Origin of the sequence: Corynebacterium sp. HMSC062E11 (genome assembly GCF_001811845.1) — a bacterium.
GTDB lineage: Bacteria > Actinomycetota > Actinomycetes > Mycobacteriales > Mycobacteriaceae > Corynebacterium > Corynebacterium hesseae.
Map to the genome: position 1 here is coordinate 21,853 of NZ_KV806779.1, position 15,085 is coordinate 36,937.

Here is a 15,085-nt window from a genome sequence, read left to right on the forward strand (position 1 = left end):
ACTGATCGCCGTGTCAGATCGGAATACCTCTTCACTGCGAGCACCGCAGTCCCTGCGGCTCACCGCCATCATCGCTGGATTCATCGGTTTCCTGTGCTTTGTGGCCACACCGCTGCTGCCGGTGAACCAAACCCAATCTTCCTTCGATTGGCCCCAGCAGGACTCCCTGCAGTCCATCAACGCCCCGCTCATCTCGGTGGCGCCGGAGGAGATCGATGCAGAGATCCCTCTGAAGGCCGTCGATAAGCTGCGCGATGGCCAGGACCTGCTTTACGGCACCGTGCCCCCGGAGTCCAAGAAGGCCTCCAACCGCGGCATGTTTGTCCGCGCCGGCGAGGATGGTCTCTCGGTGACCAGCCTCGATGAGGTCATTTTCTCTCTCACGGCCGAGCAGGTGGCGAAGCTGCCTGAGGACTCCACGCTCCGCATCCAATCCACCGGTGACGGCACCACCGTCTCCTTGGGCAAGCACAAAGAGACCTCCGAGGAGGATCTCCGCCCTCAGGTCACCGGCGTTTATACCGAGATCGACGATTCCCCGGAAGCCCTCGCCGAGCTTGGCGACGACCTCCGCATCCACGTGGAGATCAACTCTCGGTTCACCTCCTCCCCGACACCGCTCAAGCTCATCGCCATGTGGCTGGGCCTGGCCATGGTGGTGATCAGTCTGGTCTGCCTGTGGCGAATCGACCGCCTCGATGGCAAACGCCGTGGCTTCATGCCCGAAACCTGGAAGCAGATCCGCCCGCTCGATGGCGTCGTGGCGGCTGTTCTCGGCTGGTGGTACATCTTCGGTGCTAATACCTCCGATGATGGCTTCATCCTCACCATGGGACGCGTTTCCGATCACGCGACCTATATGGCGAACTACTACCGCTGGTACGGCGTCCCCGAGGCCCCGTTCGGCGCGCCGTACTACGACCTCGTGGCATGGCTGGCGCAATTCTCCAGCGCGTCCATCATCGTGCGCCTGCCTGCGCTTATCTCAGCGCTCATCATCTGGTTTATCTTGTCGCGCGAGATGCTTCCGCGCTTCGGCGCTCGCGTCAACGAGCGCCGCCTGGCGCACTGGACCGCCGCGTTCATGTTCCTGGCTTTCTGGCTGCCCTATAACAACGGCATCCGCCCCGAGCCCATCGTGGCCCTCGGCGTCATGCTGACGTGGGCCTCTTTCGAGCGCGCCATCTCCACCCAGCGCCTCCTTCCGGCAGCGGTGGGCACCATCATCGCCACCATCACCCTGGCCGCTGGCCCCACCGGCCTCACCGCAGTGGGCATCTTCCTGGTCTGCCTGCCCGCCCTGTTCCGCATCATGGGTAAGCGCGCTCCCCAGATCGGCTGGACAGCTCTCATCGCCCCGTTCCTTGCCTGTGGCACCGCTGTCATGGTCGCTGCCTTCGGGGACCAAACGCTAGCGTCGGTCCTCGAATCCACTCGCGTGCGTTCCGCGGTCGGCCCGTCCCTGCCGTGGTACTCGGAGTTCGTGCGCTACTCCACGCTCTTCGAGCCCTCCGTGGACGGCTCCCTGACGCGCCGCTTTGCAATGTTCACCATGCTCTTCTGCTTGGCGCTCATCATCTATGCCTTCATCAAGGACCACCGCGTCGTCGGTGCGGAGGCAGATCCCACCAAGCGCCTGCTGGCCATCATGGCGCTCTCGGCCTTCTTCCTCATGTTCACGCCGACGAAGTGGACGCACCACTTCGGCATTTACGCCGGTGTCGCCGGCGTCATCGCCGCGCTCGGCTCGGTAGTTCTTTCCCAGATTGCCATGCGCTCCCCGCGTGCCCGGACCTTCTCCATCGCCGCGGTGATCTTCCTCCTGGCCATCTCCCTGGGCGGCTGGAACGCCTGGTGGTACGTATCCTCCTTCGGCATCCCGTGGTGGGACCGCACCGTGCAGTTCAAGGGCATCGAGGCCAACACCGTGGTGCTGGCCATCGCCATGGTGGTCCTGGCGATTGGCCTCTACCAGTCCCTGGTTCACAGCTATCGCAAGAACAAGGCCGAAACCGCCGGCACCCTCGAGGAATTCGAGGCCGCCAATGCCGCCAAGGTCTCGCGCTGGGCGGGTGTCATGTCCGCACCGATTGCGGCGGCCTGCATTATCATCGTGGCCTTCTCGTGTGCCTCCTTTGCCAAGGGCTACGTGGCCCAGGCGGATTCCTACTCCGTGGGCAAGGGCAACCTGACTTCCCTGCGCGGCGATACCTGCTCGCTGGCGGATTCCACCATGGTGGAGACCAACACCAACGAATCCTTCCTCACGCCAGTCGAGGGCGAATTCCAGGACTCGCTCGTTGACAAGAAGGAGGACAACTTCGGTTTCGGCCCCAATATGATCAAGGAAGATATTGAGCCGGAGAACCTCAACTCGGCGTCGGTAGGCGCTATTGCCAACACCACCAGTGACGACTCCGCTGCGTCTAACGAGCAAACCGAGACCGAAACTGAAGAAAAAGCAACCGAAGTCACCGACTCCTCCGCCGGCGGCGTGCGCGGAACCCTGGGTGTCAACGGCTCCGAGATGCACCTGCCGTTCAACTTGGATTACCGGAAGGTCCCGGTCATGGGCTCCTACGATGAATCGCAGCGCTCGACCGCCACCATCACCACCCAGTGGTATAACTTGCCGGAACCTGGCGAAAACACCCCCGTCCTCTCGGTCTCTGCCGCCGGTAAGATTTACCACCACGACGTCAACGGAGTGGAGCAGGAAGGCACCGAGCTCACCCTGGAGTACGGAACACTCAAGGACGGCAAGGTCACCAACAAGGGTGAGGCCGAGCTTTCCGACGTCGGCGCGACCCCCAAATGGCGCAACCTCCGCATTGCTCTAGACGAGCTCCCAGAGGAGGCCAACGTTGTGCGCCTCGTCGCGGTCGATGATTCCACCGATGAGGACGATTGGATGGCGTTTACCCCGCCGCGCGTCCCGGAGCTTGCCACCATCAACTCCCAGTTCGATTCCTCTACCCCGGCACTCCTCGACTGGTCCGTGGCCCTGCAGTTCCCCTGCCAGCGCACCTTCGACCACTACGCCGGCGTGACCGAGATCCCGCAGTTCCGCATTCTTCCCGACGCCGCCGCACAAACCTCCCTCACGGACTTCCAGTCCTTCTCCGGTGGTGGTGCGCTGGCAACCGCGGAGGCAGTGAACTACTCCTATGAGATCCCGAGCTACCTCAACAACGATTGGGCGCGCGACTGGGGCTCCATTGAAAAGTATGAGCTGCGCACCAACTCCCGCGGCGAGGCCCCGCTCGAGGCGGATATCGACCAAGAAATTATCCAGCGCTCCGGCCTGTGGAAGAACTCCGAAATGAAGATTCGCCCCGAGGGCGAACAGTAGAACTACAGGAACTCGGCCGAATCTTTAATGCGCTGCCGCGCCACGGCCGGGGTCGAAATACGGTGCATGGACACGTACTCCGCAGTCTGTGCACCGGGGACCTCCACGCGCTCAGCAATCTCATCCTGCGCCGCGGTCTGGACCAAGATGTCAGAATACAGCCCCGGCAGCTTCTCAACATCGAGGACGTAGTCACCGCGGATCTCCTCCGGCAGCTTGGCCAGCGCACCGAAGTCGGGGAAGGTGAGGAGGAGGGCGTCGGCAGGCACCAGCGCTGCGAGCGCCCCACCGGAGGAATATCCCCACACCGTCACGCGGTTGGCCCCATGCTCGCGCGCATAATCGACGGCCGCCTGAACCGACTGGACCATCTCCGCCACGGTGTGCTCCGGCGCCAACGGATAATCGACATCGATGATCGTCGTGCCCGACAACTGCGCTGCGGCAGCAACTTCGGGCCGCCATTGCATTTCTAGCGCCTTGCCGTCACCGCGCCACCAGCCGCCGGAGTGCAGCGACACCGCCCAACGACCAGACTCTTCTGACGGCCTAAAGATCGCTCCCACCTCAGAGTCTTCAACGCTCACGCCTTCCGTAAAAACGGTGCCGGGCAGCGAGTGATCCACCGCGGATCCCAGCACCATCATGGAGGCCTGCACGATACGGTCCGGCAGCAGCGCGCAATAGCGGTCCGCCTCCGGCGAACCTCCACCGGCCCACGGCGGGCGGAAATCCGGCAGCGGGTAGTGCACCTCCATGTAGGAGGAGAGCTGCTCGAGCTGTTGTTCTGGACTTAGCTGGCGATCCTGGCCGCCGATATTCCACTCACTCATGGCCCCCAAGGGTACTACCAGATGGTGACGCGCTCCTCTGGGACAAGACCACCCTCGACATCAAAAGCCTCGTAGAATTCGTCGATGTTCTCGGCGATGATGTTGCAGCGGAACTCCGCCGGCGAGTGCGGGTCAATGGCCAAGTACTGCGTGGCCATCTCCGGACGAATAGCAGTGCGCCACACGCGCGCCCACGCCAGGAAGAAGCGCTGCAGACCGGTGTACTCGTGCTCTGCCAATTCCGGCTCAGCGCCCTCGGCCTCAAACGGCGCTACCTGGCCGTTGATGTCCAGGCCTTTGTCGGCGCAGTAATTCTTGTAGGCCACCACAGCAATACCCAGTCCACCGAGGTCACCAATGTTCTCACCCAGGGTGAAGCTGCCGTTGACGCCCGCGGAATCGGTGCCTTCCAGCACCTTCGGCACCTGTCCCTGGAACTGGTCCACCAGCTTCGCGGTCAACTTCTCGAAGGCCGCGCGGTCCTCATCCGTCCACCAGGAGTTGAGGTTGCCCTGGCCGTCGTACTGCGAGCCCTGATCATCAAAACCGTGGCCAATCTCGTGGCCAATCACCGCGCCGATGGCACCGAAGTTCTCCGCCGCGTCCGCGTCCGGATTATAAAACGGCGGACGCAGAATCGCCGCCGGGAAGGTGATGTCATTGACTACTGGGTTGTAGAAGGCATTGACCGTCTGCGGGGTTGCGAACCACTCGTCGCGGTCGGCCGGCTTGCCAATCTTGGCCAGCTCATAATCGTGGCTCCACGCACTGCCTGCGCGCACATTGGCCACCAGGTCCGCACCCTTGGGTGAAAACTCTAGGTCGGAATAGTCACGCCAGGTCTCCGGATAACCAATCTTGGCCTTGAACTGCAAGAGCTTCTCCAGCGCGCGCTCACGAGTGGCCGGGGTCATCCACTCCAGCTGCGAAATCCTCTCGCGGTATGCGGAGGTAAGGTATTCCACCAGCTCATCCATCTCGGACTTCGAGGACGGCGGGAAGTGCTTGTCCACGAAAACCTTGCCAATCTCCTGACCCACCATGTTCTCTGCCAGGCCCACGGCGCGCTTCCAGCGGTCACGCTGCTCGGTAGCGCCGGAAAGCTTGGTTCCGTAGAACTCGAAATTCTTCCTACCGATCTCCTCGGTAAGGTACGGCGCGCGCGACAGCAGAATGTGCCACGTGGCCCACAGCTGCCAATCCGCCATGCGGCCGGCGGTAAACAGGCCCTCCAGGTGCTCAAAATACGACGGCATCATGGCCACCGCGCGGTGCTCCGGCAGTCCCCCACCGTTCAGGATGGCGCGGGTGATGCTGGGCAGCTTGGCGACGTCCACCGGGTTATACGTCTTCACCGCATCACGGGAGGCCACCACATCCCAATGCCCTGCAGCAATTTCCTTTTCCAGATTCACGATGCGGGTAGCTGCAACCTCCGCCCCCAAGCCGAAGAGGCGAGCCGGATCCAGGAATCCAAGCATCGCTGCGACGTGCTTCTCGTAGGCCTCAAGCGTCTCCGCATGCGCTTCTTCGCGGTAATAAGCCTCATCCGGCAAACCCAAGCCAGACTGAACAATATAGGCCACTGCCTCCTCGGAGCCGGAGTCCTTTTCTACCCAGAAGGTAACCGGGGCGCCGACGCCCTCGCGCTCCAGTACGCCAAGGTTGTGCGCCAGCTCTTCCGGGTCCGCCGCCACCAGCTTGTCCAAATCTTCGGCCAAAGGCGCCGTTCCCGCAGCGTTCACTCCCTCAACGTCCATGTGGGAGGAATACACGATCCCCGGACGGCCTTCGTCTTCCTTAACGATGTCGTGGACGAGTTCCTCGGCTTCGTCGCGAAGCGCGTGAAAAGTCCCGTCAACACCGCGGTCATCGGGAATAACGTGGGACTCAATCCAGGGGCCATTAACAAACTGATACAGATCCTTCATGCACTTCACTCTATGTCAGATGTACCCGTTAGTGTGGTGTGCATGACTTCTTATCGTTTCCCGCCAGCGAAGATGACGGGGCCGTTTTTCGCTGTGCTTGGGGTGACCCTCCTCGTGCTCGGCACGCCCGCCGTCCTCAGCTTGGCGCTGCCGGACCACGATCCTGAAACCGAGCCTGTTGTCCTCGACGATCCTGAGTGGCGTCAGCCTATCGACGGCGTCGAATGCAGCGTGAACTACGATTCCGTGGCCAACCAGGCGTGGGATTGCGGCGATACCTTGGTCGAGGCCTACCTCACCTCTGATGTCGACGATGACGAGCTGGCCCTGCGCCGAGCTGTGCGCGCCACGACCTTCGGGTCGATGCCGAAAGAAGAAGTAGAAAACCAAGACGGCATCCTCGTACTGCGAACGTATACATACATCCCGGTCGTTGCCTTTAGCGTGGCCAAGGACGATCTCAACTACGAGCTCGTCTTTTCAGACGGAAACCCAGAAGAAATCGCCGATCAGTTTATGGAGGCCTTCAAGTGAGCAAGATCTTCCGCGTGGCGCTGTGGGTCATCATTGGTATCTGCCTGCCTGCAGCTCTGATCAACCTGTTAGGTGCTTTCCTCGTTGCCCCGCTGCCGGGCCTAATAAGCCTGCTGATCGGCTTTGCTTTCTTGGCGCTGGGGCTGTATCTGTGGCACCTCAGCCCGATGTGGGCGCGACCTGCCAAGGGATGGGCCACAGCCAGCGTGCTGTGGGGAGCCGGCACCGCGGTGTCTTTGGCGCTCCTATCAGCACTTCCGTTCAGCTCCCTCACCAAGGGCGTGGGATGGGAAGAATCCATGATGTCATGGTCCGGAGCTTATCCGGAGGAGTTCGCCAAGGCGCTGGGCGTGGTTTTTGTGTTACTCAGTTTCCGCCAGCTCAACCGCCCTTGGCATGGTTTCATCGTCGGCGCGCTTGTGGGCTGGGGTTTCGAGGTCTTTGAAAACGTCCTCTACGCTTCTCTCGGCGCCGTCATGCACCCGACGTCTGATTGGATTGGCATGCTGCAGATGTGGGGGCTCCGCCTTGTGGCGGGCCCAGGCCTACACATGTCACTGACGGCCATCGCAGGCTTTGGCATCGGCTGGGCCATTTACGCCGCCCACAAAACGTGGTGGTGGCGCCTCGGAGTGGGCGTGGGCGCGCTTTTTGTTTCCTTCTGTCTCCATTTCGCGTGGAACTACATGTGGGATGAGACATGGCAGCTGGTCACGCAGTACATCGTGGTCGCGCTCATCCTCTACCCCATCGTCATCACCCTGGGGCTTCGCGCCCACCGCCTAGCCAAGGCGGACGATACCTACTCGCACTCGCCCGGCTCAGCCAGCCTGCGCTGAATTAGTCAAACTGCCCCTGCAGGACAGCCACGGCGTCAAGCGGAGTTACGTGATAGGAAATGGGGTTCTGGTTTGCGCCGGCCATGAGGGCGTGGGCGCAGGAGTGGCCCGCTCCCATCATGTGGCCGAGCTCGTGAGCGATGGTTCCCTGAAGCGCCTCTGGGTACTGAGCGGTGGCCGCCTTGATGAAGAGCATCCCGTGGTCCGGGTAGGCCGTACCCTGGACGTAACCATTCGGCTCCGGCTTATAGATGATGGCGATGGTGTCATCATCGGCCTCGGACGGCGCTACTTCCTTCAGAGAAGCCTTGCCGTCGAGAGCATCGTTCCACTCAGCTACCGCGGCATCGAGCTGCTCGCGGTAGGGGAAGTTATCCGCCACCTTGTACTTGAGCACGCCGCTCTTGAAGTAGGAAGGAACGGAATCAGCATCGTGCAGAATCGACGGATCCGGAACCGGCTTTCCTTCGTTTGCCAACTTGGTGATGGAGGTGCAGGTGCCAGGGGAAATGAGCGAACGAGTTTGGTCGCTCTTCGCCGAAGCCGACGGGGCAACGGTCAAAGCAACAACAGCAATGGCCGCGATGGACAGGGCCTTACGCATAGGGAAATACCTTTCGGGTTAGTAACCGCTTATTTGGTAGCCGAGAATATATTAATTTCTCAGTTTCCGCAAAGGTAAAACTTAGCTAAACCCGTGGCCAATCAGCACACGTGCGATGAACTAGGCACAGCGCGCTTCAGCTCCGCACACGCCCTATCGCGCAGGTCCTGAGGGGGCGTCGGCAAGCTCGGCGCTTGCGGCTGTACCTCCACCGCGCCGAGCACATCTGCGGTGAGATCCGCGGGAGATCCATAGGTATTTGCCGCCACACTATATCCAGGACCGAAAGAAGCGCTCGCATGCACCTGCCGGTCATCCGACCACCCAAATTTCGTTCCGATAATGCCCGGAATCCGCGCGGTGCCGAAGTCCTGACGATATCCGTCGGATGCCGTAGGCGCTGCCGTCGCCATACCTTTCATGAGCGGTGCAGCAACTGGGTCACCAGATATCACCCCAATAAAGCGAGCGAGATCCTCCGTCGACGTCGTGGTATTGCCCCAGTAACCGTTGTGATGGGTCTCCCCCAAGCGATATTCCCCGATGATGGAAGGTATGGCCTGCGGATACTTCCGCTCCAGATCGCTAGCGGTGCCATCCTCAGAGAAGCGAACCATGTTTTCCACCCGCGCTTTATCCTCCGGCGCGCCATATTTCAGGACCCACATTCCTAGGTACAGCTTCGCGAGGGATAGCGCAGGACGAGACTCGTGGCCATTTCCAGTGGAAACCGAGTTTCCGTCGGCATAGCGCACGGTCATTTGAGTGCGTGGCGGAACCTTTCCAGGATCAAACGTCAGGGCCTGGGCGGATGGCGCAGCGACGGTCGCTAGCGCAAGACCAGCAATAAGGGAGCGGAGTTTAAGCACTTTCATAGATTAACTCAAGCCACAGCTTCAACAGGCTTGATTGGTACATAAGCGCCGCTGCCCAAGGGATTCAGCGCGCACCCTTCCCCACGCTAGGGTTCGAACAGTAATTTTATTAGCTTCTTACCCAACAAGCCCCTCCCAACGAAGCTCAAAGCGGCGGAAGGCTGGGTAAATGCAATATCAGTAGGCACATTCACCTCTCTAATCACAACTTTCCGCCAGGGTATAGACTTTCCAAACGGTACAGAATAAACTCATTTTTCGAAAAGGGATTCGGACAGTGGGGGTTCGGTCCTTCTCAATATCTCTAACGAAAGAGGGGGTTGAATTGTCTTCCACTACAGAAGCCGTTGTTTTCTATTTCTCTCATTCCAATCCGAACGACCCGGTCTGCATGAAAGGTAAAGCCATACGCCAAGCAGACTACGAGTTTTGGTCTAGCGTCCTTCCCGCCTTGGACGAGGACTCAGATACAGCGTGCATGCGCCTTGGGCTAAAGACCGGCAAGGCGGCCGGGACGGTTGCTCGCATAATCATGGGGATTTACCGCCTGAAAGAGCTACCCCAGCTCAAGGCCCTGCAAGATGCAGATTTTTTGCTGGACTTACCCGCTTTGATTGCCATCGACCAGGTCATGGCTAAACTCGGCCAACCTTCCACTGAGGTAGTAGCCGCCATTGACGCTGCGTTGGCCCGTTGGCTTACGCCTACGAAGCCAAATCAGGTATTTCCCACCACGTCGCAGATTCGTCGCCGCATGCGTGACCTTGTCAAGGTCCATGATGACTCCATCGCAGTGGAGGATAAGCGCACAAAGAATCGATATTCCATTCTCACCCGCGACCAACGCGCCACCATAGAACTAGAGGTGGATAGCAGCGTTGGAATCATCATCCATGAGGCCATTAAGGCAGCTGCTGAAAAGCATGAAGTCTCGATGGCAGAAGCACTAATCCTTTTAACGACTGGAAAGGTAGAACCAGAAGCTGCCCGAGTAGTGCTCCACACTTATCAAGCGAGTGATGTCGAAGACGCGCCAGTGTATGTAGAAGGGCACGGCTGGCAGGTAGAGAATATCCCAGCACAAGCCGTAACGAAAAGGGACTTGAGCACCAAGCCGAAAGCCACTAATGGCTACGGACCAGCCACGTTGGTTCGCAAATATGTTGAAGGGCGCGATGGCACCTGCCGTGCAGCTGGCTGCGGAATGCCGGCGTGGCTGTGTCAATTAGACCACCGTATTAACTATGCCGATGGTGGGCCAACGCATCCGGACAACATGGTGGCGTTGTGCCAGCATCACCACAACATGAAGACCGATGGGCGGGCGTTCTATTTTTTGGACCCCGATACCGGGGATGTGGTCTGGCTCTTTGAGGATGGAACCTGGGCAATCACGGAACCTTCCGGGCCACTAGCACCAAAGAACAAACGCTGGGCGCGAAGCGTTGCGCAAGATATTGAAGGTTACCGCGCTAGGAAGCACCGGGAAGCTCAGGAGCTGAAAGCCGAGCTAGACCAAGAACAGCAAGCAAACACAAATAAGAAGACCGCTTATGGCAAGGGAGATGAAGAAATCCCCTTCTAGATAACTAGGTTCGTCGCTTAAAACGACGAAACACATTGGTGCTCGGCTTAGAGGAGGTAATTGAGGTCCGCCGCATCCAGCCCGCATTCAGCGAGCACCACACTGTCGCCGCGGTGTGGAATACCTTCGGCATCCCACTGGGCTTGGGCGGCGGGGGTATGGGCGCGGCCCGTACTGTTGACCACCCGCCACCAGGGCAGATCCGCGCTTTTCGACATCACCCAGCCCACATACCGCGCACCGACCCCTACGACTTTGGCGATCTCTCCGTAGGTGGAGACGTTGCCAGGCGGAATGCGGAGAACGACCTCCGCAACCCTAGAGCTCGATGGGTTCTTCGGGGGCATCCTCGACCTCGCACAAGGTAAGCGTCGCACCCGTGGAATCCTCAATCAGGCACAATCGGCCGAATGGTGAGTCGTGGGGCTCGCGGATAACCTGCCCGCCATTCTCCACAACAGCCTTCGCTGCTTGGTCGATGTCCCGCACACCCAAGTATGTTTGCCAGAAACTCGGCAAACCTTCCGCATGCCAGAACCCAGCGAAGGCAGCGCCTTCTTCCTCCGCAACTGCATAATGCTCATCACCACGGATTTCCCAATCGAAGAGCTCACCATAAAAGTCCAGCGCTGAGTGAAAATCCTCCGAGACCGTCAGCTCGTGCCACACCGGGGTGCCAGGCTCACCGCCGGCGACGAAGCGGTCGAGCTCCGGCTGCGTCAAGCCAAACATGGCACCGGACTTGTCGAGTACGAGCGCCAGCGGAGCACCTAAAGCGAGGATTTTTCCGCCGAGTTGTTCTACTCGGGCGCAATCGGCTTCCAAGTCGCGGGAGAGGAAATAGGTAGCCCAGGTGTCCTGGCCCGGAACAATTTCTGCAATCGGCAGACCTTGAAGGCGGGCGATGCCATCTTCGAATTCCCAGCCCAGCACGGCCGAGTAAAACTTCTCGGAGGCTTTCACATCAGAACTGGCCAGAGTAATCCAGTAGGGCATTCCTACTTCAGCTTCAAAAGCGGGCATTAAAGGTTCCTCCACTTCTCCGGGTCGAAGTCATCATCAGCGGTAGCCTCATCAAAATAATCGTCGTCGTCTTCGACGACGCGGGCGCAAGTGTCGGAGACACAGATGACGTCGCCAAGCGCCAGCGTTGCTCCGCGCTGCTTCGTCACTTCCCCATTGACGGTGACCTGACCCTGCTCGATGAGTTCTTTGGCCTCTCCCCCGGTGGCGACCAAGGAGGCCAGTTTGAGGAACTGGCCGAGCTTAATGGATTCTCCCTTAATTGAGACTTCTAGCATGTTGACCAGCATACCCAGCTCAAAGCGCAAGAATTCCCTCTGCCAGAATGATGACGCCAAGCAGGGCAAACACGACTCCGCTGAAGATATCTACCCCGGCGGAGTTCTTTGCCATCCACTTCGCCACCGCACGGGTGCACAACGCAACGCCGACAAAAATAATGAGGCTTTCAATAATCAGCACAGAACCAACCGTGGCATTCGCGCTCAAGCCCATGCCCGGATCGATGAAGTTGGCGAAGATAGCGCCGAAGAAGATGAGCACCTTGGGATTAGAAAGATCGCTGACCAGGCCCATGCGGTACGCCGTACCGAGTTTGATGATGCCGTCCGGGGTGAACCCGCGCGGTTGAGGATTCATGGTTGCTGGAGCACGACGCTCTTTAATGCCGCTGCTTATTGCAGAAAATGCCATCCATAGCAGATAGCTACCGCCGGCAATCTGCAGCGCCACAAGGATTTCAGGATGGGCCGAAATCAGCGCGGTAAGCCCCGCCAGCGAAGCAACGGTCCATATCATCAAGCCAGTCGTGCTACCTATTGCGGCCCACACCGCTGCACGCGTGGAACGCGCACCCAAACGAATAATCTGAACCACATCTGGCCCCGGCGAAGCCATCGCCGCGAACCACACACCCATCAAGGCCACTATGGCGCTGAAAGCCACCTAACACCCCCATACTCACATGCGTTTTCACTAACACATGCCACTATAAGAGGCGTCTCACCTGCAGCGAAACAGGTAAATTAGCTTTGCGTACGCGGCTTAATAGTCATGGTGTCAATGTTGACGTGCTCCGGCAGGGACGCCACCCAACGCACTGCCTCAGCGATGTCTTCTGCGGTGAGGTTGAGCTCGCCGTCATAAACTTGTGCGGCACGTTTGGCGTCACCCCGAAAACGATTGAGGGAAAACTCCTCCGTGGCTACACGGCCCGGGTCAAGTTCGGTAACGCGAACGCCGTGCTCTTCAATACGCAGTGCACGAGAAATCACGCGGACGCCATGCTTGGCGGCGTTGTAACCGGAACCGCCCTCGTAGACGTTCCACCCGGCCACGGATCCCATGTTGATAATGAGCCCGCCCCGCAGCTTCGGCATGAGAGCCTGGATCATCCGAACGGTGCCAAGGACGTTGACGTCATACATCCACTGCCAATCCTCGATGGTGGTGTCCACGAGGGGCTCCAGGCCCTTAGCGCCACCGGCGTTGTTGACCAGCAGGTCAACGCGGTCGAGGTGGGAAACGAACTCGGCTACGGATTCGTCCGAAGTGACGTCGAGGGCATAGGCCTCGCCGCCGATGTCGTTCGCGAGGGCCTCAAGGCGCTCCACGCGCCGCGCGCCGACGACGACACGCCAGCCGTCAGCCGCCAACGCTCTTGCCGACGCCTCCCCAATCCCCGAAGACGCTCCTGTAACGACTGCTACTTTTTCCATGCGCCCTAGGATAGGGCTTCTTCCAGCTCGGCGCAGATGTTTTCGACGATTCCACTCTTGAAATCAGCCGGGGTGAAGGTGCCATCCTTCATGTCGGTATTTAGCGAGATATCCAACTGAGTGCGCAGCTGCGGCATGGAGAAGTTCGCCATGATAAGGCGCCACGCCTCTACCGCGCGGATGCCGCCGCTGAAGCTGTAGCCCACGTAAGCAATCGGCTTGGCCACCCACTCGGCACCGAGGGAATCGACGGCGTTCTTGAACGCGCCCGGCACGGAATGGTTGTACTCCGGGGTGACGAAGATAAAGGCATCGCAGGAATCGATAGCATCGGACCAGGCCTGCACATTCGGGTCCTCGTAGTTTTTGTTTGCCGCCATAGGAATGACGGAGGTGGTGAGGATCGGGACATCGAAAGCCTTGAGGTCAATGAGCTCGTAGTCCACGTCGCGGCCCTGAGCGAGGTCGGTGACCCACTGGGCGATGGCCAGCCCGGCGCGGTCGTCGCGGGTAGAGCCGAGGATGATGCCGATTTTCGCCATAAGGATGCCTTTCATGATTTTGTTAACGCGTCAACGTCTGAGGGTACGCCGATATGTCGACGCAATCGACAAGTCACCCAGATATGTCGAAAATTCTAGAAAAAATCGACATATCCGCTCAACATGTCTATTCTTTTACCATGCCAACCTATAGCCCGGACACCCCCTACAATGGGCTTCCGCCCCTCCCACCAGCAGAAGTGGTGGAAACCGTTCCCGTGCTTAAGGCCATCATCGATGCTAAGGAAAAACTGGCTGAACTGCGTACGGCCTGCCAGCTCATTCCCAACCCGGAGATCATCACCTCAACGATTCCACTGCGTGAGGCTCGTGCTTCCTCCGAGATTGAGAACATCGTCACCACTAATGACGAGCTCTTCCGTGCGGCGTGGCACGTCGATGCTGAGCCGACTCCTGCCACCAAGGAGGCTCTTCGCTATAACGCCGCGCTCCACGCTGGACTTTCCTCGCTATCGCAGCGACCTCTATCCGAGAAGACGGCAAAAATCGTATGCAGCACCCTTCTAGATACTCAGGCCGAGGTGCGTTCACTTCCGGGCACATTTATCGGTAACCCTGTAACGAAGGAGCGGCTCTACACCCCACCTGAAGGAAAGGAGATTATCGAGGGCCATCTCGCAGCGTGGGAGGACTATATATATTGCAGCCACGACGTTGATTCCCTCGTAAAGATGGCACTGCTTCACTATCAATTTGAAGCAATCCATCCTTTCTACGATGGCAATGGGCGCACTGGACGAATCCTTAACGTCCTCTACCTCATTCAAGAAGATCTTCTTGAGCTGCCGGTTTTATACCTGTCCGGGTATATCGTCGACAACAAAGCAGACTACTATCGCTATCTCAACGCTGTTACAGCCAAGGGAGCATGGCAAGACTGGCTTCTCTTTATGATCCGCGGCGTTCACGCAGCGGCTGCCGACGCCTCCTCGATGATTACCCAGCTTCGGGCTATCCAGGAAAACACTGCGCAACGAATACGTTCTGCGGGCGTGATTAACCATCCCCTCGAGATGGCCGAGCTCATTCTTATCAAGCCCTATGTACGCATTACTGACGTGGTAGAGATGGGCTTCGTCAAACGCCAAACTGCCAGCGCGTGGCTGGCACATCTCGTAGATTTAGGAATCCTCGAAGAAATCCAACAAGGCCGCTCCAAGGTTTTCCTTCACCGTGCCGCTCTCGATGTTCTGACTCGAGACTAAGACGAGGGAATAGGATGGCTGAC

The 15,085-nt window shown here is 59.1% G+C and carries 15 protein-coding genes; 5 read left to right on the forward strand and 10 right to left on the reverse strand.

The features are described from left to right. Positions 1-10 precede the first annotated feature (10 nt). Complete coding sequence (locus HMPREF2822_RS02125) at positions 11-3,352, forward strand: arabinosyltransferase domain-containing protein (protein WP_070520280.1); 3,342 nt, start codon at positions 11-13, stop codon at positions 3,350-3,352. A 2-nt stretch (positions 3,353-3,354) separates the two neighbouring features. On the opposite strand, the gene HMPREF2822_RS02130 is transcribed toward HMPREF2822_RS02125, so the two are convergent. Continuing rightward, complete coding sequence (locus tag HMPREF2822_RS02130) at positions 3,355-4,185, reverse strand: alpha/beta hydrolase (RefSeq protein WP_070520283.1); 831 nt, start codon at positions 4,183-4,185, stop codon at positions 3,355-3,357. Between the two features lie 14 nt (positions 4,186-4,199). Next, entirely contained in the window at positions 4,200-6,116 is a 1,917-nt protein-coding gene (locus HMPREF2822_RS02135; RefSeq protein ID WP_070520286.1) for a M13 family metallopeptidase, read from the reverse strand. A 42-nt stretch (positions 6,117-6,158) separates the two neighbouring features. On the opposite strand from HMPREF2822_RS02135, the gene HMPREF2822_RS02140 reads away from it, so the two are divergent. Both HMPREF2822_RS02140 and HMPREF2822_RS02145 read left to right on the forward strand, forming a co-directional pair. Further along, on the forward strand, positions 6,159-6,650 hold the full coding sequence (locus HMPREF2822_RS02140) for a hypothetical protein (protein WP_070520291.1): 492 nt from the start codon (positions 6,159-6,161) through the stop codon (positions 6,648-6,650). After that, complete coding sequence (locus HMPREF2822_RS02145) at positions 6,647-7,489, forward strand: PrsW family intramembrane metalloprotease (protein ID WP_070520294.1); 843 nt, start codon at positions 6,647-6,649, stop codon at positions 7,487-7,489. The genes HMPREF2822_RS02140 and HMPREF2822_RS02145 overlap by 4 nt, the downstream gene beginning before the upstream one ends. 1 nt (position 7,490) lies before the next feature. Here the strand turns inward: HMPREF2822_RS02145 and HMPREF2822_RS02150 are convergent, their stop codons facing one another. Together HMPREF2822_RS02150 and HMPREF2822_RS02155 are read right to left on the reverse strand one after the other, a co-directional pair. Further along, positions 7,491-8,093, reverse strand: a complete 603-nt coding sequence (locus HMPREF2822_RS02150) for a zinc metalloprotease (RefSeq protein ID WP_070520298.1) — start codon at positions 8,091-8,093, stop codon at positions 7,491-7,493. Positions 8,094-8,194: 101 nt separating this feature from the next. Then, the gene (locus HMPREF2822_RS02155) at positions 8,195-8,968 is read right to left on the reverse strand and encodes a hypothetical protein (RefSeq protein WP_083303761.1); all 774 of its coding nucleotides are present in this window, start codon (positions 8,966-8,968) and stop codon (positions 8,195-8,197) included. Positions 8,969-9,293: 325 nt separating this feature from the next. Between HMPREF2822_RS02155 and HMPREF2822_RS02160 the strand changes: the two genes are divergently transcribed. Further along, a complete protein-coding gene (locus HMPREF2822_RS02160; protein WP_070520413.1) occupies positions 9,294-10,553 on the forward strand; it encodes an HNH endonuclease signature motif containing protein in 1,260 nt (419 codons plus the stop codon). A gap of 47 nt (positions 10,554-10,600) precedes the next feature. Here HMPREF2822_RS02160 and HMPREF2822_RS02165 read toward each other — a convergent pair whose 3' ends face one another. The 6 genes from HMPREF2822_RS02165 to HMPREF2822_RS02190 all read right to left on the reverse strand — a co-directional run bounded on the left by HMPREF2822_RS02165 (position 10,601) and on the right by HMPREF2822_RS02190 (position 13,836). Continuing rightward, a complete protein-coding gene (locus tag HMPREF2822_RS02165) occupies positions 10,601-10,900 on the reverse strand; it encodes an MGMT family protein (RefSeq protein ID WP_070520303.1) in 300 nt (99 codons plus the stop codon). Next, positions 10,872-11,576, reverse strand: a complete 705-nt coding sequence (locus HMPREF2822_RS02170) for a VOC family protein (RefSeq protein ID WP_070520307.1) — start codon at positions 11,574-11,576, stop codon at positions 10,872-10,874. Before HMPREF2822_RS02170 ends, HMPREF2822_RS02165 begins: the two co-directional genes overlap by 29 nt. After that, positions 11,576-11,854: an RNA-binding S4 domain-containing protein gene (locus HMPREF2822_RS02175; RefSeq protein ID WP_046648682.1), complete on the reverse strand. Its 279-nt coding sequence runs from the start codon at positions 11,852-11,854 to the stop codon at positions 11,576-11,578. The genes HMPREF2822_RS02170 and HMPREF2822_RS02175 overlap by 1 nt, the downstream gene beginning before the upstream one ends. 19 nt (positions 11,855-11,873) lie before the next feature. Next, a complete protein-coding gene (locus HMPREF2822_RS02180) occupies positions 11,874-12,521 on the reverse strand; it encodes a LysE family translocator (RefSeq protein ID WP_070708104.1) in 648 nt (215 codons plus the stop codon). An 80-nt stretch (positions 12,522-12,601) separates the two neighbouring features. Next, positions 12,602-13,294, reverse strand: coding sequence for an SDR family oxidoreductase (locus HMPREF2822_RS02185; protein WP_070520317.1), 693 nt, complete (start codon positions 13,292-13,294; stop codon positions 12,602-12,604). 5 nt (positions 13,295-13,299) lie between these two features. Beyond that, complete coding sequence (locus HMPREF2822_RS02190) at positions 13,300-13,836, reverse strand: NADPH-dependent FMN reductase (RefSeq protein ID WP_070520320.1); 537 nt, start codon at positions 13,834-13,836, stop codon at positions 13,300-13,302. Positions 13,837-13,919: 83 nt separating this feature from the next. Between HMPREF2822_RS02190 and HMPREF2822_RS02195 the strand changes: the two genes are divergently transcribed. Next, positions 13,920-15,062 (forward strand): Fic family protein, encoded by a 1,143-nt coding sequence (locus HMPREF2822_RS02195; RefSeq protein ID WP_070520323.1) that lies wholly within the window; start codon positions 13,920-13,922, stop codon positions 15,060-15,062. Positions 15,063-15,085 lie beyond the last annotated feature (23 nt).

What these genes read in the sequence shown, in the direction of transcription:
- HMPREF2822_RS02130 (WP_070520283.1), bottom strand. Translation starts at nt 4,185, where the DNA reads ATGAGTGAGTGGAATATCGGCGGCCAGGATCGCCAGCTAAGTCCAGAA.
- HMPREF2822_RS02140 (WP_070520291.1), top strand. Translation starts at nt 6,159, where the DNA reads ATGACTTCTTATCGTTTCCCGCCAGCGAAGATGACGGGGCCGTTTTTC.
- HMPREF2822_RS02155 (WP_083303761.1), bottom strand. Translation starts at nt 8,968, where the DNA reads ATGAAAGTGCTTAAACTCCGCTCCCTTATTGCTGGTCTTGCGCTAGCG.
- HMPREF2822_RS02135 (WP_070520286.1), bottom strand. Translation starts at nt 6,116, where the DNA reads ATGAAGGATCTGTATCAGTTTGTTAATGGCCCCTGGATTGAGTCCCAC.
- HMPREF2822_RS02195 (WP_070520323.1), top strand. Translation starts at nt 13,920, where the DNA reads ATGTCGAAAATTCTAGAAAAAATCGACATATCCGCTCAACATGTCTAT.
- HMPREF2822_RS02185 (WP_070520317.1), bottom strand. Translation starts at nt 13,294, where the DNA reads ATGGAAAAAGTAGCAGTCGTTACAGGAGCGTCTTCGGGGATTGGGGAG.
- HMPREF2822_RS02150 (WP_070520298.1), bottom strand. Translation starts at nt 8,093, where the DNA reads ATGCGTAAGGCCCTGTCCATCGCGGCCATTGCTGTTGTTGCTTTGACC.
- HMPREF2822_RS02165 (WP_070520303.1), bottom strand. Translation starts at nt 10,900, where the DNA reads ATGCCCCCGAAGAACCCATCGAGCTCTAGGGTTGCGGAGGTCGTTCTC.
- HMPREF2822_RS02170 (WP_070520307.1), bottom strand. Translation starts at nt 11,576, where the DNA reads ATGCCCGCTTTTGAAGCTGAAGTAGGAATGCCCTACTGGATTACTCTG.
- HMPREF2822_RS02175 (WP_046648682.1), bottom strand. Translation starts at nt 11,854, where the DNA reads ATGCTAGAAGTCTCAATTAAGGGAGAATCCATTAAGCTCGGCCAGTTC.
- HMPREF2822_RS02190 (WP_070520320.1), bottom strand. Translation starts at nt 13,836, where the DNA reads ATGGCGAAAATCGGCATCATCCTCGGCTCTACCCGCGACGACCGCGCC.